Source organism: Pseudomonas sp. TE3786 (assembly GCF_054057335.1).
This window is the reverse complement of record NZ_JBSRZF010000001.1, coordinates 410,882-436,001: the sequence shown is the minus strand read 5'-3', so window position 1 is coordinate 436,001 and position 25,120 is coordinate 410,882. Positions and strand designations below refer to the sequence as shown.

General features: G+C 60.4%; 26 protein-coding genes. 17 read left to right on the top strand and 9 right to left on the bottom strand.

Going from position 1 to position 25,120, the window contains the following annotated elements:
* Positions 1-109 precede the first annotated feature (109 nt).
* A complete protein-coding gene (locus ACVW0Y_RS02060; protein ID WP_457435726.1) occupies positions 110-949 on the top strand; it encodes a pirin family protein in 840 nt (279 codons plus the stop codon).
* Between the two features lie 29 nt (positions 950-978).
* Here ACVW0Y_RS02060 and ACVW0Y_RS02055 read toward each other — a convergent pair whose 3' ends face one another.
* Both ACVW0Y_RS02055 and ACVW0Y_RS02050 read right to left on the bottom strand, forming a co-directional pair.
* Positions 979-2,172: a patatin-like phospholipase family protein gene (locus ACVW0Y_RS02055; protein ID WP_457435724.1), complete on the bottom strand. Its 1,194-nt coding sequence runs from the start codon at positions 2,170-2,172 to the stop codon at positions 979-981.
* Positions 2,173-2,217: 45 nt separating this feature from the next.
* The gene (locus tag ACVW0Y_RS02050; protein ID WP_457435723.1) at positions 2,218-3,168 is read right to left on the bottom strand and encodes a lipid A biosynthesis lauroyl acyltransferase; all 951 of its coding nucleotides are present in this window, start codon (positions 3,166-3,168) and stop codon (positions 2,218-2,220) included.
* Positions 3,169-3,330: 162 nt separating this feature from the next.
* Here ACVW0Y_RS02050 and minC point away from each other — a divergent pair, with 162 nt between their 5' ends.
* From minC to ACVW0Y_RS02015, 7 genes are all read left to right on the top strand, one after another.
* The gene (gene minC, locus ACVW0Y_RS02045) at positions 3,331-4,068 is read left to right on the top strand and encodes a septum site-determining protein MinC (RefSeq protein WP_457435722.1); all 738 of its coding nucleotides are present in this window, start codon (positions 3,331-3,333) and stop codon (positions 4,066-4,068) included.
* 99 nt (positions 4,069-4,167) lie between these two features.
* Positions 4,168-4,983, top strand: a complete 816-nt coding sequence (gene minD, locus ACVW0Y_RS02040; RefSeq protein ID WP_271197518.1) for a septum site-determining protein MinD — start codon at positions 4,168-4,170, stop codon at positions 4,981-4,983.
* A complete protein-coding gene (gene minE, locus ACVW0Y_RS02035) occupies positions 4,980-5,234 on the top strand; it encodes a cell division topological specificity factor MinE (RefSeq protein WP_108095523.1) in 255 nt (84 codons plus the stop codon). Before minD ends, minE begins: the two co-directional genes overlap by 4 nt.
* Before the next feature lie 74 nt (positions 5,235-5,308).
* A complete protein-coding gene (locus ACVW0Y_RS02030) occupies positions 5,309-5,944 on the top strand; it encodes an RluA family pseudouridine synthase (RefSeq protein WP_457435721.1) in 636 nt (211 codons plus the stop codon).
* 146 nt (positions 5,945-6,090) lie between these two features.
* The gene (locus tag ACVW0Y_RS02025; RefSeq protein ID WP_457435720.1) at positions 6,091-6,927 is read left to right on the top strand and encodes a hypothetical protein; all 837 of its coding nucleotides are present in this window, start codon (positions 6,091-6,093) and stop codon (positions 6,925-6,927) included.
* 52 nt (positions 6,928-6,979) lie between these two features.
* Positions 6,980-8,266, top strand: coding sequence for a M18 family aminopeptidase (locus tag ACVW0Y_RS02020; protein ID WP_457435719.1), 1,287 nt, complete (start codon positions 6,980-6,982; stop codon positions 8,264-8,266).
* A 102-nt stretch (positions 8,267-8,368) separates the two neighbouring features.
* Positions 8,369-8,767, top strand: coding sequence for a GFA family protein (locus ACVW0Y_RS02015; RefSeq protein WP_457435718.1), 399 nt, complete (start codon positions 8,369-8,371; stop codon positions 8,765-8,767).
* Positions 8,768-8,845: 78 nt separating this feature from the next.
* Here ACVW0Y_RS02015 and ACVW0Y_RS02010 read toward each other — a convergent pair whose 3' ends face one another.
* Positions 8,846-9,562 (bottom strand): UTRA domain-containing protein, encoded by a 717-nt coding sequence (locus tag ACVW0Y_RS02010; RefSeq protein ID WP_457435717.1) that lies wholly within the window; start codon positions 9,560-9,562, stop codon positions 8,846-8,848.
* Between the two features lie 330 nt (positions 9,563-9,892).
* Between ACVW0Y_RS02010 and ACVW0Y_RS02005 the strand changes: the two genes are divergently transcribed.
* The 7 genes from ACVW0Y_RS02005 (at position 9,893) to ACVW0Y_RS01975 (ending at position 16,230) form a co-directional block, all read left to right on the top strand.
* Entirely contained in the window at positions 9,893-10,951 is a 1,059-nt protein-coding gene (locus ACVW0Y_RS02005) for an ABC transporter substrate-binding protein (RefSeq protein WP_457435716.1), read from the top strand.
* Between the two features lie 180 nt (positions 10,952-11,131).
* Positions 11,132-11,938: an alkaline phosphatase family protein gene (locus ACVW0Y_RS02000; RefSeq protein ID WP_457435715.1), complete on the top strand. Its 807-nt coding sequence runs from the start codon at positions 11,132-11,134 to the stop codon at positions 11,936-11,938.
* Positions 11,935-12,777, top strand: a complete 843-nt coding sequence (locus ACVW0Y_RS01995) for an ABC transporter permease (RefSeq protein WP_457435714.1) — start codon at positions 11,935-11,937, stop codon at positions 12,775-12,777. The genes ACVW0Y_RS02000 and ACVW0Y_RS01995 overlap by 4 nt, the downstream gene beginning before the upstream one ends.
* Complete coding sequence (locus ACVW0Y_RS01990) at positions 12,764-13,561, top strand: ABC transporter permease (RefSeq protein ID WP_457435713.1); 798 nt, start codon at positions 12,764-12,766, stop codon at positions 13,559-13,561. The genes ACVW0Y_RS01995 and ACVW0Y_RS01990 overlap by 14 nt, the downstream gene beginning before the upstream one ends.
* Positions 13,558-14,544: an ABC transporter ATP-binding protein gene (locus ACVW0Y_RS01985; protein WP_457435712.1), complete on the top strand. Its 987-nt coding sequence runs from the start codon at positions 13,558-13,560 to the stop codon at positions 14,542-14,544. The genes ACVW0Y_RS01990 and ACVW0Y_RS01985 overlap by 4 nt, the downstream gene beginning before the upstream one ends.
* Positions 14,544-15,197 (top strand): HAD family hydrolase, encoded by a 654-nt coding sequence (locus ACVW0Y_RS01980; RefSeq protein ID WP_457435710.1) that lies wholly within the window; start codon positions 14,544-14,546, stop codon positions 15,195-15,197. Before ACVW0Y_RS01985 ends, ACVW0Y_RS01980 begins: the two co-directional genes overlap by 1 nt.
* A gap of 169 nt (positions 15,198-15,366) precedes the next feature.
* A complete protein-coding gene (locus ACVW0Y_RS01975; RefSeq protein ID WP_457435709.1) occupies positions 15,367-16,230 on the top strand; it encodes a lipopolysaccharide kinase InaA family protein in 864 nt (287 codons plus the stop codon).
* A 58-nt stretch (positions 16,231-16,288) separates the two neighbouring features.
* Here ACVW0Y_RS01975 and ahpF read toward each other — a convergent pair whose 3' ends face one another.
* The 3 genes from ahpF to ACVW0Y_RS01960 all read right to left on the bottom strand — a co-directional run bounded on the left by ahpF (position 16,289) and on the right by ACVW0Y_RS01960 (position 19,825).
* A complete protein-coding gene (gene ahpF / locus ACVW0Y_RS01970; RefSeq protein ID WP_457435707.1) occupies positions 16,289-17,845 on the bottom strand; it encodes an alkyl hydroperoxide reductase subunit F in 1,557 nt (518 codons plus the stop codon).
* Positions 17,846-18,134: 289 nt separating this feature from the next.
* On the bottom strand, positions 18,135-18,698 hold the full coding sequence (gene ahpC / locus ACVW0Y_RS01965; RefSeq protein ID WP_457435705.1) for an alkyl hydroperoxide reductase subunit C: 564 nt from the start codon (positions 18,696-18,698) through the stop codon (positions 18,135-18,137).
* A gap of 164 nt (positions 18,699-18,862) precedes the next feature.
* The gene (locus tag ACVW0Y_RS01960; protein ID WP_457435703.1) at positions 18,863-19,825 is read right to left on the bottom strand and encodes a zinc-binding dehydrogenase; all 963 of its coding nucleotides are present in this window, start codon (positions 19,823-19,825) and stop codon (positions 18,863-18,865) included.
* A gap of 138 nt (positions 19,826-19,963) precedes the next feature.
* On the opposite strand from ACVW0Y_RS01960, the gene ACVW0Y_RS01955 reads away from it, so the two are divergent.
* Positions 19,964-22,051 (top strand): carboxy terminal-processing peptidase, encoded by a 2,088-nt coding sequence (locus ACVW0Y_RS01955; RefSeq protein WP_457435702.1) that lies wholly within the window; start codon positions 19,964-19,966, stop codon positions 22,049-22,051.
* A gap of 94 nt (positions 22,052-22,145) precedes the next feature.
* Positions 22,146-23,906 carry a bifunctional diguanylate cyclase/phosphodiesterase gene (locus ACVW0Y_RS01950; protein WP_457435701.1) on the top strand — a complete coding sequence of 587 codons (1,761 nt, stop codon included), beginning with the start codon at positions 22,146-22,148 and terminating at the stop codon, positions 23,904-23,906.
* 1 nt (position 23,907) lies between these two features.
* On the opposite strand, the gene ACVW0Y_RS01945 is transcribed toward ACVW0Y_RS01950, so the two are convergent.
* Genes ACVW0Y_RS01945 through ACVW0Y_RS01935 form a run of 3 tightly spaced genes read right to left on the bottom strand, consistent with a single transcriptional unit; the run spans position 23,908 to position 25,076 of the window.
* Entirely contained in the window at positions 23,908-24,378 is a 471-nt protein-coding gene (locus ACVW0Y_RS01945) for a sel1 repeat family protein (RefSeq protein ID WP_457435700.1), read from the bottom strand.
* A complete protein-coding gene (locus tag ACVW0Y_RS01940; RefSeq protein ID WP_457435698.1) occupies positions 24,379-24,744 on the bottom strand; it encodes a hypothetical protein in 366 nt (121 codons plus the stop codon).
* On the bottom strand, positions 24,741-25,076 hold the full coding sequence (locus ACVW0Y_RS01935; RefSeq protein WP_457435696.1) for a helix-turn-helix domain-containing protein: 336 nt from the start codon (positions 25,074-25,076) through the stop codon (positions 24,741-24,743). Before ACVW0Y_RS01935 ends, ACVW0Y_RS01940 begins: the two co-directional genes overlap by 4 nt.
* Positions 25,077-25,120 lie beyond the last annotated feature (44 nt).

Here is a 25,120-nt window from a genome sequence, read left to right as displayed (position 1 = left end):
GAAGGGCAAAAAGATTTATTTATTCGATTGATATGACGCTTATTTCGCACCAATCAATCTGATCAGAACCATTACCATGGCCCCATTCACCTGACTGGAGCCTCTGGCCATGAACCGCACCGTCCTAAGCATCCAACCCGGCCAAGCCGCCTCCGACGGCGCTGGCGTGCGCCTTACCCGTGTATTCGGCGGGCTGGGCGTGGAGCGTTTCGACCCCTTTCTGATGCTGGATGAATTCGGCTCGGTAAACCCCGACGACTATATCGCCGGCTTCCCCCCGCACCCGCACCGCGGCTTTGAAACCATCACCTATATGCTCGAAGGGCGCATGCGCCATGAGGACCATCTGGGCAATGTCGGCCTGCTCGGCAATGGCGGGGTGCAATGGATGACGGCTGCCCGCGGCATTATCCATAGCGAAATGCCCGAGCAGGAAGAAGGCGTGATGCGCGGCTTCCAGCTGTGGCTGAATCTGCCGGGCAAAGACAAGCTCGGCGACCCGGGTTACCGCGACATTCCCGCCGAAGAGATTCCGCGCATTCGGACGGCGCAAGGCGTCGAGGTGGTGGTGATTGCTGGCCAATTCGACGACGGCGAGGTGCGACAGACTGGTGCCGTGCAGCGCCCGCACACCGAACCACAGCTGTTCGACCTGCACCTGGGGGCTGGCGGCAGCGTGGTGCCGCGCCTGCCCGAAGGCCATCGAGTGATGCTCTACGTCTACGACGGCAGCATTCAGATTGATGGCCGCACCGTTGACGCGGGAAAGCTGGTGCGCCTGTCCGATCAGGGCGAGCTGCAACTCGGCAGCGAGCAAGGTGCCAATGTCTTGCTGGTGGCCGGCAAGCCACTGGGCGAGCCTATCGTGCAATACGGCCCGTTTGTGATGAACACCCGCGAGGAAGTGGAGCAAGCGTTGCGCGATTTTCGTGATGGGGTGTTGGCCTAAGAGCATCGCGGCTGAGGCGGCGCTCCGCTTCAGCCGCGAAGCTCGTGCAGCGACTCTGCCACCTGCGGCTCCAACCCTAGAAAGCGCACCAGCTCGGCCTTCTTGGCCATGGCGTCCTGGTAGCCCAGTTCGATCAACTCATTGCAGTAGCCCGACTCAAACAACAGGTAACTCAATACCCCTGCCCCACCGGCCTTCTTCGCCCCCGGCCCACGCAAGAACAGCCGCAGGGTGCGCGGTAGTTCGTGCCAGTGGCGGGCGGCGATATGGTCTAGGGGTTTACTGGGCGCAATCACCAGTACATCCACGGGGTTGATCGCGGTGCTTTTCGCTGGCAGATCGGAGGGCAACAACCGGCACATCTGGTTCATCCGCTCAAGCAGCTCGATATCGCTTTCCAGACTGTCGATAAAGGTGCTGTTGAGCAGATGGCCGCTGACCTGGGCCAGGCTCGGCGGCCCGACCACCTTGGCACGCGTCGGCACGTTCGCCGGGTTGGCGTTGCCACTTACCCCCACCACCAGCACCCGATTGGCGCCCAGATGCAGCGCCGGGCTGATCGGTGCCGACTGGCGCATGGCACCGTCGCCAAAGAACTCACGATTGATTTTTACCGGGGGGAAGATCAGCGGAATGGCGGCACTGGCCAGCAAGTGTTCGAGCTGCAAACGGGTTGGCACCCCGACACGGCGATGGCGGTACCAGGGATCGATGGCGGCCCGGCCTTGGTAAAAGGTCACCGCTTGCCCGGAGTCGTAGCCAAAGGCGGTGACCGCCACTGCGCGCAATTTGCGCATCCGCACCGCTGCGGCGATGCCGGTGAAATCCAGGTGCTCGGCGAGCAGATCACGCAGGGGCGAGCTGTCGAGCAAGGCCACCGGGGTACGCTTGCCCAAGCCCAACAGGCTATGGCCAAAAAACCGGCTGGCCTGGCGCACCACGCCAGAGAAGTCGCTGCGGTACACCTGGTAGGTATGAAAGCTTTGCCAGACATGGGTCAGGCGCTTGATCGCCTCGTTGAACTGCAATGCCCCGCAGGCCAGGCCCACGGCATTGATAGCGCCGGCAGAGGTGCCAACGATCACAGGAAAGGGGTTTTGCGTGGTGTCGGGAAGCAGATCGGCGATGGCTGCCAGCACACCGACTTGGTAGGCAGCGCGTGCGCCACCGCCCGAGAGAATTAGCCCAGTCACCGGTTTTGCGGGGGCTTGCGCTAAATTCATCGAGACGCCTCAGAAATTTCTTCCGAGTATAGAGGCGCAGCGAAATTATCGATGGGGTTTTGTAGGCCGTAGCTTTTTGTACAGCTTCGCCTCACCCGGCGGCCGGGTCTTGAAGCGGCGATGGGCCCACAGGTATTGCTCGGGGCAGCTCAGAATCGCGCGCTCCACCCATTGATTGACCCGCAGGCAATCCTCTTCCTCCGACTCGCCGGGAAAATTGCGCAGCGACGGGTGAATCACCAGTTTGTAGCCGCCGCCATTGGGCAGGCGCTTCTGGGTGAAGGGCATGACCTGGGCACGGCCCAGACGGGCGAACTTGCTGGTGGCGGTAACAGTGGCGGCAGTGATACCGAACAAGGGCACAAACACGCTCTGCTTGGCACCGTAGTCCTGGTCGGGGGCATACCAGATCGCTCTGCCGGCGCGCAGCACCTTGAGCATCGCCCGCACATCTTCCCGCTCGATGGCCTGGGCGTCGTGGTTGTGACGCTCGCGGCCGCGACGCTGGACGAAGTCGAACAGCGCATTCTTGTGCTCGCGGTACATGCCGTCGATGGTGTGGCGCTGGCCCAGCAAGGCAGCACCGATTTCCAGGGTGGTGAAGTGCACGGCCATCAGGATCACGCCCTGCCCTTGCAGCTGAGCTTCCTGCAGATATTCCAGGCCTTCGATATGGGCCAGGCGCGCCAGGCGCTTGGTCGGCCACCACCAGCTCATGGCCATTTCGAAAAAGGCGATGCCGGTGGAGGCGAAGTTTTCCTTCAGCAGCTTCTTGCGCTCGGCCGCCGACAGCAGCGGGAAGCACAGCTCAAGATTGCGCGCAGCAATTTCACGACGGGAGCGGGCGCCCACATACATTACCCAGCCCAGCGCGCGGCCCAGCCCCAGCAACGCCACATAGGGAAGCTGCACCAGCAGCCAGAGCAGGCCCAGGCCGAGCCAGAGCAGCCAGTAACGCGGGTGAAGAAAATGACGGCGAAACTGCGGACGATCCATCTAGCTTTCCGGAATTCAAACAAAGGCGCGCATTCTACAGGACTGCACGCGGCTTGCGGCCCAACCGCGTTCTCGCTATAAGTCCGGTCTCAATCAGAGCCGCCCGGCTCTGCTGGCACTTCTGCATTCAGCACATTTCTACGAAGGCGCATCAGGCACCCCATGAGCCAAGCCGATCTGCTCAACCAAGACCCCGTATTCCAGCTCAAAGGCAGCATGCTCGCCATTACCGTGTTGGAGCTCGCGCACAATGACCTTGAGCGCCTGGAACAGCAACTGAGCGAAAAGGTTGCCCAGGCACCGAACTTCTTCAGCAATATCCCGCTGGTGCTGGCGCTGGACAAGTTGCCCGCCGCCGAAGGCATTCTCGACCTCGGCGCGCTGATGGCGCTGTGTCGCCGCCATGGCCTGCGCACCCTGGCGATTCGCGCCAACCGCGAAGAAGACATCGCCGCCGCATTGGCCCTGGATATCCCGGTGCTGCCGCCGTCCGGTGCCCGCGAGAAGCTGGTGGAGCCGGTGGAAATCGCTGCCAAGAAGAAGGCCGAAAAGCCGCCGGAGCCGGTGGTCAAGCCCACCAAAGTGATCAACTCGCCGGTGCGCGGCGGCATGCAGGTGTATGCCCAGGGTGGCGATCTGATCGTGCTGGCACCGGTCAGTGCCGGTGCGGAACTTCTCGCTGACGGCAACATCCATGTTTACGCGCCGATGCGCGGCCGGGCTCTGGCCGGCGTCAAAGGCGACACCAAGGCGCGGATTTTCTGCCAGCAGATGGGTGCCGAAATGCTCTCGATCGCCGGCCAGTACAAGGTCGCCGAAGACCTGCGCCGCGACCCGCTCTGGGGCGATGCGGTGCAGGTCAGTCTGACGGGTGACGTGTTGAACATCACCCGGCTTTAACGGATACTGCGGCCACTTTTCAGGACACAAAAAAGGGCATCTGGAAGCCACGTCTTGGCGTCAGATTCCCGCATTTCTTCATATTTGGGGTGAATCACCTTGGCCAAGATCCTCGTAGTCACTTCCGGCAAGGGTGGCGTCGGTAAAACCACCACCAGCGCCGCCATCGGTACCGGCCTCGCCCTGCGTGGGCACAAGACTGTCATCGTCGACTTCGACGTCGGTCTGCGTAACCTCGATCTGATCATGGGCTGTGAACGCCGCGTAGTGTATGACTTCGTCAACGTCGTCAACGGCGAAGCAACCCTGACCCAAGCCCTGATCAAAGACAAACGCCTGGAAAACCTTTACGTCCTCGCCGCCAGCCAGACCCGCGACAAAGACGCACTGACCAAGGAAGGCGTGGAAAAAATCATCAATGAGCTGCGCGAGACCTTCGAATACGTGGTCTGCGACTCGCCGGCCGGTATCGAGAAAGGTGCCCACCTGGCGATGTACTTCGCCGATGAAGCCATTGTCGTGACCAACCCGGAAGTCTCCTCGGTACGTGACTCCGACCGTATGCTGGGCCTGCTGGCGAGCAAATCGCGCCGCGCTGAGCTGGGCGAAGAGCCGATCAAGGAACACCTGCTGCTGACCCGCTACAACCCCGAACGCGTGCAGAAAGGCGAAATGCTCGGCGTTGAAGACGTTGAAGAAATCCTCGCGATCCGTCTGCTGGGCGTGATCCCCGAGTCGCAAGCCGTGCTCAAGGCCTCGAACCAGGGCGTGCCGGTGATCCTCGATGACCAGAGCGATGCTGGCCAAGCCTATAGCGATGCCGTCGACCGCCTGCTGGGCAAGGAAGTCGCGCACCGTTTCCTCGATGTGAAAAAGCAGGGCTTTATGCAACGCCTGTTTGGAGGTCGTGAATGAATATTTTCGACTTCTTTCGCGAGCGCAAAAAAGAAACCACCGCGTCGATTGCGAAAGAGCGTCTGCAGATCATCGTTGCCCACGAGCGCGGCCAGCGCAGTAAACCGGACTATCTGCCGGCTCTGCAGCAAGAGCTGGTCGAGGTGATCCGCAAGTACGTGAATATCGACTCGGACCAAGTGCAGGTTGCCCTGGAAAACCAAGGTAGCTGCTCGATTCTCGAGCTGAACATTACCCTGCCGGATCGTTGATCCGCGGAGTAAGCATGACGGCGGCTTCGGCCGCCGTTGTCGTTTTTGTAGATTCGCTTTTGTGGAACTGATGCATGCCGCTGTCGAACGTTGAAATCATCTACCAGGACGCCGAAGTGCTGCTGGTCAACAAGCCAACCCTGCTGTTGTCGGTACCCGGCCGCGCGGATGACAACAAGGATTGCCTGATCACCCGCTTGCAGGAAAACGGTTATCCCGAAGCGCGCATCGTCCATCGCCTGGACTGGGAAACCTCCGGCCTGATTCTGCTGGCCCGCGACGCCGACAGCCACCGCGAACTGTCGCGCCAGTTCCATGACCGCGAAACCGAGAAAGCCTATATCGCCCTGTGCTGGGGACAGCCCGAGCTGGACAGCGGCAGCATCGACCTGCCCCTGCGTTACGACCCGCCAACCAAGCCGCGCCATGTGGTGGACCACGAGCACGGCCGCAATGCGCTGACCTTCTGGCGCGTACTCGAACGCTGTGGCGACTGGGCACGGGTGGAGCTGACGCCCATCACGGGCCGCTCGCACCAGTTGCGGGTGCATATGCTGTCGATAGGGCACCCGCTGTTGGGCGATGGTCTGTACGCCCATGAACAGGCGTTGGCGGCCTACCCTCGTCTGTGTCTGCACGCCGCCATGCTGGCCTTCACTCAGCCGAAAACCGGTGAGCGCCTACGTTTCGAGTGCCCGGCACCGTTCTGATTGGCGGCGGTGCATACGCTGCGATAGGCACCGCCTCGCTGCTAACAGACATTTGTGTCACTGGCGTTACAAAACATTGCGATTTTCAACAGTGACGGCCTCATAATGGCGCACTTTTGCTTAGTACCAGCACGGAGGCTGGCGCAATGTACCTTCAACAGCTCCAGCGCGATTACCCCTTCCCGCTCCAATTCCAGAACACCACCCTGTTCCTGCGCCACGCGCCGGATGCGGGTGTGCTGACAGCGCTGCGGCAGCTGATTGATGGACGCAAGAACGCCAAACGCAGGCGCTTCAGCAGCCCCCTCGCGGCCGGCACCCAGGGCCTGTTCGCCAAGATCGAACAGCTCGACACCTTCAAGACCAAGTTGCGTGTCACCTGGCACAAGTCCTACCGCGACGGGCGCTATGAATGGCCGATCGAAGAGCTGCTCAACACTGCCGAAGCCAACCGCCGCGGTGCCCATGTGCCGCCGCTGGTGGGCTACGGCCACACCAAGTCGGGCCTGGGCCTGACCCGCGAAGTGTTTCTGCTCACCGAACTGCTCGACGACCTGGTCGATGGCAAGCTGTGGCTCAAACAGCATCCGGATGAGGTCGGCCAGTTTATTGCCACCGCATTCACACTGCTGGACAGCCTGCTGGCCAAGAACATCACCCATATGGACTTCTGGGCTGCCAACCTGATGATCAGCCCGGACGGCAGCAGTGCCCGCGCTATCGACCTGGAAAACGGCTTTTCCCGCCGCTCGGAGTTTTTCAGCGAAACCCTCGGTTTCCAGATGGGCTTCTTTTATTACCGCGAGATCCACAAATTCATCACCGAGCGCCATTACGACGCGCTGGTGGAACAGTTCATTGCCACCCAGGGCCCGTTCGATCGCGCCCGTTTCGAGGCGGTGTACCAATTGGCCAAGCATGAAAAGGTCGGCCGCAAAGAACGCCGTGATGTGTTTCTCAGCGGCAAGCTGGTGATCGGCTGAAGCCTGCCGCCGTATACGGTAAACTCCGCGGCATTGCCGCCTGGAGTGCCCTATGCGCGAAGAATTGAACCAAGGCCTGATCGATTTCCTCAAGGCCTCGCCGACCCCGTTCCACGCCACCGCCAGCCTGGCCATGCGCCTGGAAACTGCCGGTTATGTGCACCTGAACGAACGCGAAACCTGGCACACCGAAGCCGGCGGCCGCTACTACGTTACCCGTAACGACTCCTCGATCATTGCCTTCAAGCTGGGCAAGCGACCGCCGCTGGAAGGTGGTCTGCGCATGGTCGGTGCCCACACCGATAGCCCGTGCCTGCGGGTCAAGCCGCAGCCGGAACTGCAGCGCCAGGGTTTTTTGCAACTGGGGGTGGAAGTCTATGGCGGTGCCCTGCTCGCACCCTGGTTCGACCGCGATCTGTCGCTGGCCGGCCGCGTGACCTTCCGCCGCGACGGCAAGGTGGAAAGTCAGCTGATCGACTTCCTGGTGCCCATCGCCACCATCCCCAACCTGGCCATTCACCTGAACCGTGAAGCCAACCAGGGCTGGGCGATCAATGCGCAGAACGAACTGCCGCCGATTCTGGCCCAGGTCGCCGGCGACGAACGCTACGACTTCCGCGCCCTGCTCGCCGACCAGTTGGGTCGCGAACATGGCCTGAACGCCGACGCGGTGCTGGACTACGAACTGAGCTTCTACGACACCCAGGACGCTGCCGTGATCGGCCTGAACGCCGACTTTATCGCCGGCGCGCGCCTGGACAATCTGCTGTCGTGCTTCGCCGGCCTGCAAGCGCTGCTGCACAGTGCCGACGACGAAAGCTGCTTGCTGATTTGCACCGACCACGAAGAAGTCGGCTCCAGCTCCTGCTGCGGTGCCGATGGTCCGATGCTGGAGCAGGTATTGCGCCGGGTATTGCCGCAGGACGAAGACTTTGTCCGGATCATCCAGAAGTCCCTGCTGGTATCCGCCGACAACGCCCATGGCGTGCACCCCAACTACGCCGACAAGCACGATGGCAACCACGGCCCGAAACTCAACGCCGGCCCGGTGATCAAGGTCAACAGCAACCAGCGCTACGCCACCAGCAGCGAAACCGCTGGCTTTTTCCGCCACCTGTGCCTGGCCGAAGAAGTGCCGGTGCAAAGCTTCGTGGTGCGCAGCGACATGGGCTGCGGCTCGACCATCGGCCCGATCATCTCCAGCCAGCTGGGCGTGCGTACCGTGGACATCGGTTTGCCGACCTTTGCCATGCACTCGATTCGCGAGCTGGCCGGCAGCCATGACCTGGAGCATCTGGTGAAGGTGCTGACCGCGTTTTACGCCACGGAGTTGTTCTAAAAATCGACGACACCCGGCAGGAGCGGCCTCAGCCGCGATGCTTTCAAGCAAGCGCATCGCGGCTGAAGCCGCTCCTACAGGCATGCGATAGAGGGAGGAACCATGTTCGGCAGCTGCTTGTGCAAGACCATCACCTACCAGGTCGACAGCCTCGACATGCCCATCAGCCACTGCCATTGCGACACTTGCCGCAAGGCTCACGCGGCCGCATTCGCGACCACGGCCGGGGTTCTGCGTGAGCATTTCCGCTGGTTGAGCGGCGAAGACAAACTGACCCGCTTCGAATCCTCCGCCGGCAAATTCCGCTGCTTCTGCTCGCTGTGTGGCAGCCAGTTGATTGCCGACCGCCCTGCTCAACCGCATGTCATCGTGCGCGTCGCGACCCTGGATGAAGACCCGGGCAAGCGGCCGCAGCAACATATCTGGACTGAGCATGACAAGGCATGGCTCGCCGGCGAAGGCATTCCTGCCTATCCGCAATGGCAGCCAGGGCGCGGATAGGCTTTTGTGGGAGGGGCTTCAGCCGCGAGCTTTTGATTTTAAAAGCTCGCGACTGAAGCCCCTCCCACACGTAATGCGTTACTCCGGCACCTCGACGCTCACATGAATCGCATCATGCCGCCAACACTCGATATCGCAATCGATCAAGCGCCCATGCTGGTCGCGGTTGACCCGGGTGATGCGCAGCGCCGGGCTGCCGACTGATACCTTCAACGCCGCCGCCGCATCCAGGTGCAATGCCGTCGGCACCATATCGAAACGCACGCGGCCGTAATGGATGTTGTATTGGCGGGCGTACAGCTCGGTCAGCGACAAGGTCAGATCGAAGTCGAGAATGCCGGGGAAGTACGCCGGATTGAGGTAGTGCTCGACATACAGCACCAGCCGCCCATCCACCCGGCGTGCCCGGCGGATCTGGATCACGCTGGACAATGCCGGCAACTCGAGCAAATCGCAGATCGCCGCCGGCGCCGGTAGCAAGCGCGCCGAGATCACTTCCGTGGCCGGTTTGCGCCCCTGCTCGCCGACCATGGCATCGAAGTGACTGCGCACCAGCGGGTTGTAGGCCAGGCGTGGCAGCGAGACAAACCAGCCGCGGCGCTCTTCGCGATATATCAGCCCCTGCGCCTCCAACTGCCCCAAGGCTTCGCGCAAGGTGATCCGCGTGGTATCGAACACCTCGCTCAGCTTGCGCTCGGCCGGCAGCTTGCTGCCCGAGGGCAACAGGCCATGTTCTATCTGCTCTTCCAATGCATGACAGATGGCTGTCACAGCACGGGGTGCCTCATCTCGCATCAATTGCCCTCATCTGGACTAGTCCAGCACCATTTCAGCGCCAGCCTGGGCGCTGCAAACGCCCGGAAACCTCGGTAAACCCTAGCCAGCCTAGATGACTGTTGGATGACAACAAGGCCGGTTTGCACGCTACATGCCAACCGCAACGCACCTTCTATATTTTCTAAATCAAGCACTTAACCATGGTCTACGCTTGCTTGAAGCACCGCCGGCGTGGCCGCGCAGTGCGGCGTGCCAGAGCGGTGCGACACAAAATTGTCATCCATTGCCGCTAACTTGGCTTGGCTATTGCTGATCTAGACCAACACCCTCAACACGAAGGAGCGTCGAATGAAACGCCTGTTGCTAGCTTCAATCCTGGGATCGACCATTGCTCTGGCCAACCTGGCCATGGCTGCAGACACCGACCTGAAAAGCCTGGAAACCGCCGCCAAAGCAGAGGGCGAAGTGAACAGCGTCGGCATGCCGGACAGCTGGGCCAACTGGAAGGACACCTGGGTCGATCTGGGCAAGCTCTACGGCCTCAAGCACCTGGACACCGACATGAGCTCGGCCCAGGAAATCGCTAAGTTTGCTGCTGAAAAAGACAACGCCACTGCCGACATCGGCGACGTCGGTGCGGCCTTCGGCCCCATCGCCACCGCACAGGGTGTAACCCAAGCCTACAAACCAAGCACCTGGGCGCAGATTCCGGACTGGGCCAAAGATAAAGAAGGCCACTGGGCACTCGCCTACACCGGCTCCATCGCCTTTATCGTCAACAAGAAGCTGGTCAACGACGTGCCAAAATCCTGGGCGGACCTGGAGAAAGGCAAGTACAAGGTCGCCATCGGTGACGTCAGCGCCGCCGCCCAAGCCGTTAACGGCGTACTGGCTGCCGCCATCGCCAAAGGTGGTGACGAGAAGAACATTCAGCCAGGCCTGGACCTGTTCGCTGAAATCGCCAAGCAAGGTCGTCTGTCGCTGTCCAACCCCACCATCCAGACTTTGGAAAAAGGTGAAGTGGAAGTGGGCATCGTCTGGGACTTCAACGGCCTGAGCTACCGCGACCAGATCGACCCAAGCCGCTTTGAAGTGCTGATCCCATCCGACGGCTCGGTGATCTCCGGCTACACCACCATCATCAACAAATACGCCAAGCACCCCAACGCGGCCAAACTGGCGCGTGAATACATCTTCAGCGACGCTGGCCAGATCAACCTGGCCAAAGGCAACGCCCGCCCGATCCGCGCCGAACACCTGACGCTGCCAGCCGAAGTGCAAGCCAAGCTGCTGCCGAACGCGCAATACGCCAAGGTGCAACCGATCAAGGACGCCAAGGCCTGGGAAGAAACCTCCAAGGCCCTGCCAAGCCTGTGGCAGGAAAACGTAATCATCAATATGGAATAAGGCGCTGGCCTGCCTGAGTGAGTGAGCGAGAAGAAAGCGGCCCGCCGCTTTCTTCTTTTTCCAGCAACACACGATCCCCGTAGGAGCGGCTTTAGCCGCGAGCCTTTAAGAACAAATGCATCGCGGCTAAAGCCGCTCCTACGGGGATCGAGTTACGCTCTGCCAAATATGGAATAGCGAATGAAACATAACGTCATCCTCGTACTGCTCGACGGCCTCAATTACGGCGTCGCGCAACACGCCATGGGCCATCTCCAGGCCTATTGCGGCGCTGGCCGTGCGGCGCTGTACAAGCTCGAATGCGAGCTGCCGGCGCTGTCCCGACCACTCTACGAATGCATCCTCACCGGCGTACCACCGATTGAAAGCGGCATCGTGCATAACGATGTCTCGCGCCTGTCCAACCAACAGAGCATTTTTCACTACGCCAGCGCTGGCGGCTTGAGTACGGCGGCAGCGGCGTACCACTGGGTCAGCGAGCTGTATAACCGCAGTCCGTTCAACGCCGCGCGCGACCGCCACACCGAAGCGGCGCAGATGCCGATTCAACACGGCCACTTCTATTACGCCGACCACTACCCGGACTCCCATCTGTTCGCCGATGCCGAAAGCCTGCGGGTTCGTCATGCGCCGAACTTCCTTCTGGCCCACCCGATGAATATCGACGACACCGGCCACAAGCACGGCCTCGACAGTCCGCAGTATCGCAACAGCGCCCGCAGCGCCGACCTGCTGCTGGCCGAGTACCTGCAACGCTGGCTGGACGCCGGCTACCAGGTACTGGTGACCGCCGACCACGGCATGAACAACGACCGCTCGCACAACGGCCTGCTCACCGAAGAACGTGAAGTGCCGCTATTTGTGCTGGGGGATGCCTTCAGCCTGGATACCCATGCGCAACCGAAACAAACCGACCTGTGCGGCACCATCTGCGAGTTGCTCGGTGTGGCCCACGACAAACCTGTCTGCCGGGAGCTGTTGAAGTGAGTTCAGTGACCCGTGGCAAATGGCTGGCCCTGTTGTGCCTGTTGCCCTTCGCCATCTTCTTTATCGCCTTTCAGATCGCGCCATTGTTGTGGGTGGCGATCAACAGCCTGGACAGTGCCGCCGGTTGGGGCCTGAGCAACTACACCAAGGTATTCAGCTCGAAGTTCTACCTGCAGGCGATTCAGCACAGCCTGGAGATTTCCTTTTGGTCGAGCGTGATCGGCATTGTTATCGCCATTCTCGGTGCCTACTCGCTGCGCAAGGTGGACAGCAAGCTGCGTGACTTCGTCATGGCCTTCTCCAACATGACCAGCAACTTTGCCGGCGTACCGCTGGCCTTCGCCTTTGTGATTCTGCTCGGCTTCAATGGCGCGCTGACCATCATCCTCAAGCAGGCCGGGGTGATCGACGACTTCAACCTGTACTCGAAAACCGGGCTGATCGTGCTGTACACCTACTTCCAGATTCCCCTCGGCGTGCTGCTGCTCTACCCGGCCTTCGACGCCCTGCGCGAAGACTGGCGCGAGTCGGCCGAATTGCTCGGTGCTGGCACCTGGGATTTCTGGCGGCATATCGGCTTGCCGGTACTGACTCCGGCGCTGCTGGGCACTTTCATCATTCTGCTGGCCAACGCCCTGGGCGCGTACGCCACGGTATATGCGCTGACCACCGGTAACTTCAACGTGTTGCCGATCCGCATCGCCGCCATGGTGGCGGGCGATATCTCGCTAAATCCAAACTTGGCCAGCGCCCTGGCGATGGTGTTGGTGGGGCTGATGGCGGTGATTACCGTGGTGCATCAATGGCTGTTGAAGAGGAGCTACCATGTCGCGCGTTGAGGCCCGAGCAGCCGGGCTGTATCACCGCACGGTGGTTACCCTGCTGTTTCTGATTCTGTTGTTGCCGCTGGCCGGCACCCTGCTCTACTCCATCTCGACCAGCTGGTCGGCGACCATTCTGCCGGACGGCCTGACCCTCAAATGGTATGCCCAGCTGTGGACCGACCCGCGCTTTCTCGCCGCCTTTGGCCAATCCCTGCTGGTGTGTTTTGGTGCTCTGCTGCTGTCGGTGCTGTTGATTCTGCCGCTGCTGTTTGTGGTGCATTACCACTTCCCGAAACTCGACGGCCTGATGAACATTCTGATTCTGCTGCCCTTCGCCGTGCCGCCGGTGGTGTCCTCGGTGGGCCTGCTGCAGATCTATGGGTCCGGGCCGCTGGCGATGGTGGGAACGCCGTGGATTCTGATCGGCTGCTACTTCACTGTGGCGCTGCCGTTTATGTACCGCGCCATCACCAACAACCTGCAAGCGATCAACCTCACTGACCTGATGGACGCCGCTCACCTGCTCGGTGCCAGCACCTGGAAAGCGGCCTTTCTGGTGGTGCTGCCGAATCTGCGCAAGGGGCTTATGGTGTCGCTGTTTCTGTCGTTCTCCTTTCTGTTTGGCGAGTTCGTGTTCGCCAACCTGCTGGTGGGCACGCGCTATGAAACCTTGCAGGTCTACCTGAACAACATGAAAAACAGCAGCGGCCACTTCAATAGCGCCCTGGTGATTTCCTACTTCTTTTTCGTGCTGCTGTTCACTTGGGCAGCCAACCGTTTGAACAAGGACCAAGCATGAGTTTTCTGAGCATTCAGGGGCTGCACAAAAGCTACGCCGCCACCTCGATTTTCAGCGATATCAACTGCGAAATCGGTAAGGGCGAATTCGTCACCCTGCTCGGCCCGTCCGGTTGCGGCAAGTCCACCCTGCTGCGCTGCATCGCCGGCCTGACCGAAGTGAATGGCGGGAAGATTCTGCTCGAAGGCAACGACCTGGTGCCGCTCTCGCCGCAAAAGCGCGATATCGGCATGGTGTCCCAGAGCTACGCCCTGTTCCCCAATATGAGCGTGCAGCAGAACGTCGCCTTTGGCCTGCGCATGCAGAAAGTCAGCAAGCAAGACAGCGCCACGCGGGTCAAGGAAGCGCTGGCTATGGTCGAGCTCGGGGCCTTTGCCGATCGCTATCCACACCAGCTTTCCGGCGGCCAATGTCAGCGCGTGGCCCTGGCCCGGTCACTGGTTACCCGCCCACGCTTGCTGCTCCTCGACGAGCCGCTGTCGGCCCTCGATGCACGCATTCGCAAACACCTGCGCGAACAGATCCGCAGCATTCAACAGGAGCTGGGGCTGACCACCATCTTCGTCACCCACGACCAGGAAGAAGCGCTGACCATGTCCGACCGCATCTTCCTGATGAACGCCGGCAAGATCGTCCAGAGCGGCGATGCCGAAACCCTTTATACCGCCCCGGTGGATGCCTTTGCCGCCGGTTTTATCGGCAACTACAACCTGCTCGACGCCGATGCCGCCAGCCGTTTGCTGTTGCGCCCGGTCGCCAGCCGCGTGGCGATTCGCCCGGAAGCGATTTCCCTTGGGGTCGGTGATATCGACGCCGAAGTGCGCAGCCATAGCCTGCTCGGCAATGTGATTCGCTACCGCGTCGAAGCCCGTGGCGTGGAGCTGCTGGTGGATGTGCTGAACCGCAGCGCCGACGATTTGCATGGCAATGGCAAGCGCCTGAATCTGAGCATCGACAGCAGCGCGATCCGGGAGGTGGCGTAATGGCCCTGGCAATTTTCGACCTCGACGACACCCTGATCGACGGTGACTGCGCCAGCCTGTGGAGCGAACACATGGCCGATATCGGCTGGGTGGACGGCGAGTCGTTCGTCAAGAAAGACCACGAGCTGATGGCGTTGTACGCCGAAGGTAAATTGGCCATGGAAGATTATATGGCCTTCAGCCTGTCGCCCTTGGTGGGGCGCACGGCCGAGGAGGTGGCATTTGTCGTCGAGCCCTTTGTGGAAGATGTGATCGAACCGATCTTCTTCAGCGACGCCACCCGCTGCCTGGCCACCCATCGCGAAGCTGGCGACCGGATTCTGGTGATTTCCGCCTCGGCGCATTTTCTGGTCAGTGCCATTGCCGCGCGATTGAAGATCGATGAAGTGTTGGCGATAGATCTGGAAGAAGCGCACGGCCACTACACCGGCAATACCCGCGGCGTGCTGACCTACCGCGAAGGCAAGGTCACCCGCTTGCAGGCCTGGTTGGCAGAGGAAGGTGAAAGTCTGGAGGGCGCGTACTTCTACTCCGACTCGCGCAATGATCTGCCACTGCTGTCGCAGGTGAGCCAGCCGCGGGTAGTAAATCCCGACCCGGTGCTGCGTGAGCATGCCGTCAAAGCCGGCTGGCCAATCCTTAGCTGGCGCTGACAGTAACGACGCCCCCCTGTAGGAGCGGCTTTAGCCGCGATGCTTTTACAGTTAAGAGCATCGCGGCTAAAGCCGCTCCTACGAAAACAATGCACCCTGCCTCCTGTAATCAACCCGCCCTTCGCTTACCATGGCGCGCTTTTTTCGCCCAAGCACAAGGACCGGCTGCATGCGCCACCTCAAACGTCTTACCCGAAATTACATTCAGCAGGACATTCGGGGTATCACCTTCCACCTGGACCCCGCTCGGCAGGCCCCCCTCGCAGCCGCCATCGAGCAGTTTTTCGCTCAGCCTGAGCAACGGGTATTCCTTGATCCCCCGGAAGACACACGTCTGGTATGTCTATTGGCGGGCGAACAGAAATGGGTGCTCAAGTACAACCGCTTTGAGCATTGGAAGAAGCAACTGCGCAACTACCTGGGTTTGAAGAAGTCCTTTGGCCTGTTCGACCTGACCAACGAATTCATCAACCTGTCGGCCATCCGCGCCAAAGCTGACTACCTGCCGCCAATTGCCGCCTTCGGCTACAAGGCCAGGTTTCCGTTTCTGCACGAGGAATACCTGCTGATCGGTTTTCTCGATGCCCATCAGAGTGTGGATGCGCGTTTGACCGAAGCTCCCGAACAGGCCGCCACCTTGCTGCCCCAGGTGTTCCGCCTGTTCTCGCGCATGCTCGACGATGGTTTTGTGCATATGGACCCACACCCGAAGAACGTCCTGATTGGGCCGGACGGCCAGCTGAAGCTGATCGATTTCGAAATGTGCGCCCACTCGGTGATCAACCGCGATGCCAGCCTCGGTTTTCTGCTGGGCTACTTTTTCACCTACTGGATCAAGCGCTTTATTGCCGAGGACGCGTACCGCGCCATCTGCGCAGGCTATTTGCAGCAAGAACAGCAAGACCTGGATCGCCAGGTATTTGATCCGGTGTTCGAACGCTTCCTGGCCAAACCGGTCTCGCGCACCACGCGCTACTCGATCCTCTCGTCGGCAAAGGCGCAAGCCGAGTTCATTCGCGCTCATCGCGGGTAAAAATGGCGCGCATGAAAAAGGGCAGCCGAGGCTGCCCTTCTTATTTATCGCTGAACGATCAGGTGGTACGGATCAGGTGATCAAAGGCGCTCAACGACGCTTTGGCCCCCTCGCCTACCGCAATCACGATCTGCTTGTACGGCACAGTGGTCACGTCACCGGCAGCGAAGATGCCTGGCAGCGAGGTTTCACCACGGGCGTCGACAATGATCTCGCCACGGTTGGACAGCTCGATGGTGCCCTTCAGCCATTCGCTGTTGGGCAGCAAACCGATCTGCACAAAGATGCCTTCCAGCTCGACGTTGACGAACTCGTCGGAGTTGCGGTCCTTGTACACCAGGCCAGTGACTTTCTGGCCATCGCCTTTTACTTCGCTGGTCAGCGCGCTGGTGATCACTTTCACGTTCGGCAGGCTATGCAGCTTGCGTTGCAATACGGCGTCGGCGCGCAGCTGGCTATCGAACTCGATCAGGGTGACATGGCTGACGATACCGGCCAGGTCGATGGCCGCTTCCACGCCCGAGTTACCACCACCAATCACCGCCACGCGCTTGCCTTTGAACAGCGGGCCGTCGCAGTGCGGGCAGTAGGCCACGCCACGGTTGCGGTATTCCTGCTCGCCCGGCACGTTCATTTCGCGCCAGCGGGCACCGGTGGAGAGGATCACGGTTTTGGCTTTCAGCGAAGCGCCGCTTTCGAACTTGATTTCGTGCAGCTCACCGGCGTTTTTCGCCGGCACCAGCGCAGTGGCACGTTGCAGGTTCATGATGTCGACTTCGTACTGTTTCACATGCTCTTCAAGGGCACGGGCCAGTTTCGGGCCTTCGGTTTCTTGTACCGAGATGAAGTTTTCGATGGCCATGGTGTCCAGCACCTGACCGCCGAAACGCTCAGCCGCCACACCGGTACGGATGCCTTTACGTGCGGCGTAAATAGCCGCCGCAGCACCAGCTGGACCACCACCAACCACCAACACGTCGAACGCTTCTTTGCTATTGAGCTTGTCGGCATCACGGGCAGCAGCACCGGTGTCGATTTTTGCCAGAATTTGCTCGACGTCCATACGGCCCTGGCCGAACAGCTCGCCGTTCAGGTAGATGCTCGGCACCGACATGATCTGGCGCTTCTCGACTTCGTCCTGGAACAGCGCGCCGTCGATGGCGACGTGGCGGATGTTGGGGTTGAGCACGGCCATCAGGTTCAGCGCCTGGACCACGTCCGGGCAGTTCTGGCAGGACAGCGAGTAGTAGGTTTCGAAGTTGAATTCGCCGGGGATGTCCTTGATCTGCTCGATCACATCCGCCGCGACCTTCGAAGGGTGGCCGCCCACTTGCAGCAGGGCCAGCACCAACGAGGTGAATTCGTGGCCCATGGGAATACCAGCAAAACGCAGGCTGATGTTCGCGCCAGGGCGATTCAGGGCGAAAGACGGCTTGCGTTCATCGCTGCCATCTTCTCGCAGGGAAATTTTGTCGGTCAGGCCGACGATTTCGTGCAGCAGACCACTGAGTTCGCGGGATTTGTCGCTGTCATCGAGGGAAGCGACGATCTCGAAGGGCTGGGTGACCTTTTCGAGGTAGGCCTTCAACTGGGTCTTCAGAGTGGCGTCCAACATGATAGCGGTACCTTCCTTTTACGAATTTCAGGGAAAAAAATGCCCGAGCGGATTGCGCCCAGGCATTCGGGCGTGCGGAGCAGGTAATGCCCCGCAGCGCTGCTTACCTTAAACGGTGGAGCCTGATGGCAGGCTCCGGGCCGTTTTAAAGACGGCTTCCAAACCCAGCGAGCGACGCTGTGGCAAGGCGAAATCAGGCGAGGGCGCGGAATTTACGAGCTGTAAATGAGCAGCCCGAGCCTGATTTCAACGCCCGCCACAGTGAAGCGCAGCGGGTTTGGAACCGTTTTTAGATCTTGCCGACCAGGTCCAGGGACGGAGCCAGAGTGGCCTCGCCTTCTTTCCACTTGGCTGGGCAAACTTCACCTGGGTGAGCAGCGGTGTACTGAGCAGCTTTCAGCTTGCGCAGGGTTTCCGACACGTCACGAGCGATCTCGTTGGAGTGGATTTCTACAGTCTTGATCTGACCTTCCGGGTTGATCACGAAGGTACCGCGCAGAGCCAGACCTTCTTCCGGGATGTGCACGCCGAAAGCGTTGGTCAGTTGGTGAGTCGGGTCACCGATCAGCGGGAACTTGGCCTTGCCAACAGCTGGCGAGGTTTCGTGCCATACCTTGTGGGAGAAATGAGTGTCGGTGGTAACGATGTAGACTTCTGCACCGGCTTTCTGGAACTCGGCGTAGTTGTTAGCGGCGTCTTCGATTTCGGTTGGGCAGTTGAAGGTGAATGCTGCCGGCATGAAGATCAGAACCGACCACTTACCCTTCAGGGACTGCTCGGTCACTTCGATGAATTTACCGTTGTGGAAAGCATTGGCGGTGAACGGTTTGACTTCGGTATTGATCAGAGACATTCGCTAAGTCCTTCTGGTTGAGAAATTTCAGGGTTAAGAAATTTGCAGGAAGGATAGTAGGCCGATCTGTCTGAAAGAGCACATTGATTGAACCCATGACAACGATTGCTTTAGTAAATCGATGCCACGGGATTGCAATACAAATGCGTAATGGAAACTGCTGATTAGCTTAGAGATTCATCCAAAAGCAACGCGACCTTCCCAGACACGGTATTGCTGGCGAGTGCAGCAAAAGCGGCCTCCACATCCTTGGCTGCAAAGGTACGCTCCAACTGCGGTTTTAGTCGACCCTCGGCAAACAATGGCCATACATGCTGGCTGAGATCGCCGAGCAGGTCAGCCTTGAACTGGTCGCTACGATTGCGCAGGGTAGAACCGGTGAACTGCACCCGCTTGGCCAGCATCAAGGCCAGGTCGAATGTCGCTTCGCGGCCGCCCATCAACCCGATGGACACCCAGCGCCCATCCAGCGCTACCAACTGCTGGTTGAGGGCCGCGTAGTTGCCGCCAACCGGGTCGAGGATCACGTCGAAGGGAGCGAAATCTCGCAGGCTTTGCAGATCCGTATCGCGCACTGCGCCGCCCTGAGCGCCCAGGTTTTCACAGTAGGCCAGGCGATCCGCCGAGCCGACGCTGACCCAGCATGGGTTGCCAAAGGCTTTGCACAGTTGAATGGCCGCCGAGCCGACACCACTGGCACCGGCATGCAGCAGCACTTTTTCCCCTGGCTTTAGTTGTGCCAGTTGGAACAGATTCAGCCAGGCGGTGGCATACACCTCGGGAATCACGGCGGCTTCGACCAGGCTCAGACCGTCTGGAACCGGTAATGCATGACGGCCATCGACCACCACTTCTTCAGCCATACCGCCGCCGGCCAGCAGCGCGCAAACCCGATCGCCCACTTGCCAGGCGCTACCCGGGCCAACCTCGCTGACTACCCCGGAGCACTCCAGACCCAGAGCATCACTGGCACCCGGTGGCGGTGGATACAGACCTGCGCGCTGAAGCAGGTCGGCACGATTGAGACCGGCCGCCGCCACGCGAATTCGGATCTGCCCGACGTCACAGGTGAGACTTGGTCGTTCTGCCCATTCAGCGCGTCCTTCGATGCCTTGCAATGCCTTCACGGTGCCTCCATAGTGAGTTCGGACTGAGCCCGGTGCGAACCATCGAGCTATTTGCATTATGCAGCCGGGGCCCAACGGAACCGGCGCTCTCAAAGACGGCCTAATATGCGTTATCAACTACCCTCGCGTCGACTCAGCATGCAGCGCTTCGTTCCCAGCACCGCCTTAGCCCTTTTGATCGGTTTCAGTGCCCTACCCCTTACGGCTTGCGCCGCCACCACCGCCAATAACAGCTGGGACAAACTGCAGCCAGACCGCGAGCAAGTCATCGCCAGTCTGAATGTGGTGGAACTGCTCAAGCGCCACCACTACAGCAAGCCGCCACTCAATGATGACCGCTCGGTGATCATCTATGAGAGCTACCTCAAGCTGCTCGACCCTTCGCGCAGCTACTTCACTGCCAGTGACATTGCCGAGTTCGATAAATGGCGCACGCAGTTCGACGATTTCCTTAAGAGTGGCGACCTCGACCCGGGGTTCACCATTTACAAACGTCACCTCGACCGCCTCAAGCAGCGCCTCGATTTCGCCTTGGGCTTGCTCAACAAAGGCATCGACAAGATCGATTTCAGTGTTGATGAAAGCCTGATGGTCGACCGCGAAAAAGCCCCGTGGGCCAAGGACACCGCCGAGCTCGACGAGCTGTGGCGCAAGCGCGTGAAAGATGAAGTGCTGCGCCTGAAAATAGCCGGCAAGGAACCCGCGGCCATTCAGGAGCTGCTGACCAAGCGCTACAAGAATCAACTCTCGCGTCTGGAGCAGACCCGCAGCGAAGATATCTTCCAGGCCTATATCAACACCTTCGCCCAGTCCTATGATCCGCACACAAACTACCTGTCGCCTGACAGCGCGGAAAACTTCGATATCAATATGAGCCTGTCGCTCGAAGGTATCGGTGCCGTACTGCAGAGCGATAACGACACCGTCAAGGTCGTGCGCCTGGTGCCGGCCGGCCCTGCCGACAAGAGCAAACAGGTGAACCCTTCCGACAAGATCGTCGGCGTCGCCCAGGGCAATGGCGAGATGGTCGATGTGATCGGCTGGCGTCTGGACGAAGTGGTCAAGCTGATCCGTGGTCCGAAAGGCTCGGTGGTGCGCCTGGAAGTAGTGCCTGCCACCAATGGCCCGAACGACCAGACCAGCAAGATCGTCGCCATCACCCGTGAAGCGGTGAAGCTGGAAGAACAAGCGGCGAAGAAGTCGGTGCTCAAGCTCAACCACGACGGCCGCGACTACAAGCTCGGGGTGATTGAGATCCCGGCCTTCTATCTGGACTTCAAAGCCTTCCGCGCCGGTGACCCGGATTACAAGAGCACCACCCGCGACGTGAAGAAGCTGCTGGCTGAATTGCAGAAAGAGAAAGTCGACGGTGTGGTCATCGACCTGCGCAACAACGGCGGCGGCTCCCTGCAGGAAGCCACCGAACTGACGGGCCTGTTTATCAACCAGGGCCCAACCGTACTGGTGCGTAACAGCGATGGTCGCGTCGATGTACTGGCCGATGAAAACCCAGGCACTTACTACAGCGGCCCGATGGCCCTGCTGGTGAACCGTCTTTCGGCCTCGGCTTCGGAGATTTTCGCCGGGGCCATGCAGGACTATCACCGCGCGCTGATTCTCGGTGGCCAGACCTTCGGCAAGGGCACAGTGCAGACCATTCAACCGCTGAACCATGGCGAGCTGAAACTGACCCTGGCCAAGTTCTACCGGGTGTCCGGACAGAGCACCCAGCATCAGGGCGTGCTGCCAGACATCGCTTACCCGGCGGTTGTCGACACCAAGGAAATCGGCGAAAGCGCCCTGCCCGAGGCCATGCCGTGGGACAGTATCCGTCCAGCGATCAAGCCCGAAAGCGATCCGTTCAAGCCGTTCCTGGTCGAGCTGAAAGCTCGTCATGATGCCCGTGTGGCGAAAGACGCCGATTTCGTCTTCACCCGTGAACGTTTGGAACTGGCGCAGAAGCTGAGTCACGAAACCACCGTGAGCCTCAACGAGACCAAACGTCGCGCTCAGCATACCGACATCGAAACCCAGCAACTGGCCATGGAGAACACCCGCCGCGCAGCCAAGGGCCAGGAGCCGCTGAAGGAGCTGAAGAAAGAAGACGAAGACGCTCTGCCGACCGAGGACGACAAGATCAAGCCGGAGGACGATGCCTACCTGTCCGAGACCGGGCAGATTCTGCTCGACTACCTGGGCTTGAACTCGGCGATGGCCAAGCACTGACGGAGCGTCATCAAGCAGTCATCAAACTGTCGTGAAATAAGGGGGCTGATAGCGATATCAGCCCCTTTTGTTTTCAGGACATCGAGAGCCATCAATGACCGTCACCGAGCAGTTGAGCGCGCTGGATCAGATCCTTGCTCACGGCGACCTGCATAGCCTGTTTCAGCCCATCGTGTCGCTTTCCGAACGGCGCATTCTGGGTTACGAAGCCCTTACCCGCGGCCCTTCGAATAGTCCCCTGCACTCCCCCGTCAATCTGTTTGGCGTAGCCCGCCATGCCGGTCGCCTGAGCGAACTGGAGTTGGCCTGCCGCAAAAGTGCCTGCCAGCATTTCAGCGAGCAGAAGCTGGAGGGCAAGCTGTTTCTCAACGTCTCACCCGACTCGCTGCTGGAACCCACCCACCAGCCTGGTCGCACCCTCAAGCTGTTGCAGACCTACGGTATTCCGCCGAGCCAGGTGGTGATCGAGCTTACCGAGCAGTCGCCCACCGAAGATTTCTCCCTGCTTTACACCGCCCTTCACCACTACCGCGCCATGGGTTTCTCCATCGCTCTGGACGATCTAGGCGCGGGTTATTCGAGCCTGCGGCTGTGGTCGGAATTGCGCCCGGACTACGTGAAGATCGACCGGCACTTTATCGACGGCATCCATCAGGACGCCGTGAAACGCGAGTTCGTCGGTTCCATTCTGCAAATGGCCAAGGCCTCGCGCGCGCAAGTGATTGCCGAGGGCATCGAGCTGGTGGAAGAGCTCACCGTGCTGGCGGAAATGGGCGTCGATCTACTCCAGGGTTATCTGCTCAGCCGCCCCCAGGAACACCCACCGCGGGACGCCCGAGCCTTGCTACCGAAACTGGAGGCCAGCCCGCCGACGCTCAGCGAAGAAGGCAGCGACCTCAGCGCCCTGCTCAACGAGCAACCGGCAGTCAGTGAAAGCCTGCCGATCGCGGCGGTACTGGAAGCCTTTCGTGCCCAGGCCAACCTCAATTCCCTGGCGGTGTTGAACGCCGAGCAGCAGCCCGTAGGCATCGTCCACCGCCATTCGCTATCTGATGCCCTGCTCAAGCCGTTCGCCACCGACCTGTTTGCGCGCAAGCCGATCAGTCGCCTGATGAGCACCGACTTTCTCGCCGTGGATCTGGGACAGAGCCTGCAGAAGGTCAGCCGCCTGCTGACCAGCCGCGCCCGCCAGCGCATGGAAGAGGATTTCATCATCACCTTGCATGGCCGCTACCAGGGACTGGGGCGGGTGATCGATGTGCTCAAGCTGATCACCGAGCTGAAAATCCAGCAAGCTCGCCATGCCAATCCACTCACCCTGCTACCTGGCAACGTACCTATTCAGCAATGCCTCGCGCGCCTGCTGCAGCAAGCCCGCGAAGCGGTGATCTGCTACGTGGACATCGACAGCTTCAAGCCCTTCAACGACCTCTATGGGTACGCCAAGGGCGACGAGATTCTGCTGTGTCTGGCGCAATGCCTGAGCGAGCGTGTCGATCCGGCGCGCGACTTTGTCGGCCATATCGGCGGCGATGATTTTCTTCTGGTGTTGGGCTCGTCAGATTGGCGCTCGCGTCTGCACTATCTGCTGGAAGATTTCCAAGGTCAGTGCCGACGTTTCTACAGTGCCGAGCACCTGGAAGCCGGTTGTTTTATCTCGCACAACCGTAAAGGGCAGCGCGAGGAATTCCCCTTGTTATCACTATCCCTGGGCGTGGTGCATTTGCACCCTTCCAGCTGCGCCACGCTGGATGCGGCACAGCTTGCCGGGCTGGCCTCGGAAGCCAAGCGCCAGGCCAAGAATGTGCCCGGCTACAGCCTGCACATCATCGATACCCAGAAGCTTTCCGCCTGAGTTACAGACCAAGTTCGGCAGCACGCTGGGCATAGTGCTCGGCCAGCTGCGGATCGGCAGCCAGACCATGCTCGCCCTGGGCATATAACTGCGCCAGACGACGCGCGGCCAATGGATGGCCGGCATCGGCGGCAAGACGCCACCAGTTCGTTGTTGCGACAGCGTCGGGGGCATTGCGGGTGTCACCGGCCAGGCTGAGCACACCGAGTTGGTAGGCTGACTTCGCATCACCCGCTGCTGCTGCCTTGCCCAGCAGACGAATACCTTCCTCCCGCGCGCCAAAACCGCGACCGCGAAATACCAGCAGGTGACCGTAGAAACTTTGCGCGGCAACATCATCCAATGCCGCCATGCGCGCGAACTGCCCTTCCATCCAGCTCCACACCCGCGGTTGCTTGACCAAGGCCGGCCAACGCAACAGGCGGCGGGCGACGAAGTAGCCCAGACGGGCCTTGATTCGCCAGTAGACCACTCAGGCCTCGTCCGGGTAGTCGTACTCGAACACGCGCACTACTTCGGCGGCATGCCAGGAAGCGGCAGCGACGCCATCACTCGGGCCACTGAAACGACCGAGGCGCAGTGCACATTCGAAGAAGCCGGTGCGTGGCAAACGGCTGGCACCCTGGCTGATCACCAGCGAGCTGCGCAGCGGATGCTCGGCCCGCGCATCCAGTGCGGCCAGGTGCTCCAACGCGGCGGTCAGGGTTTGCATGGCGGGAGTAGGTAGTTCGAGACGCTCGATCAGCGCGCGATAGGTAAGCAGATGGCGCTGTCTGCGCGCTTCCGCCAATTCACCCAGTAGCGCCTGCCAATGCTGGCGACTAATGCTTACGCTCACGTATCGGCCTCCCAACTGCTGACACCCAGGTTCCAGGCCAGGGCGCGGCGAATCGCCGAATCGGGTTGGCGCTCACCGCTTTCGATCATGGTCAGATAATGTGGGCTGATGCCCACGGTACGAGCCAGGGCTTCTAAGGTCAGCCCCTTGGCCTCGCGCAGCGCCGTCAGCTCACTGAAACTGGACACCGCCGGAGCCGTTCCGGCGGGTTCGCCGGTCGACTGTACGGGCGCAGGTGCGCGACCTGCCGCCTGCAACAACGCTTGATATTCCGCCCATGGCAACACCGCATATTCGGCTTCGCCATCACGCATGATTACCTGCACATCCATCACCGCCTACCCCATGGAAAAGCAGTGCCGACTGCTTCAGCACT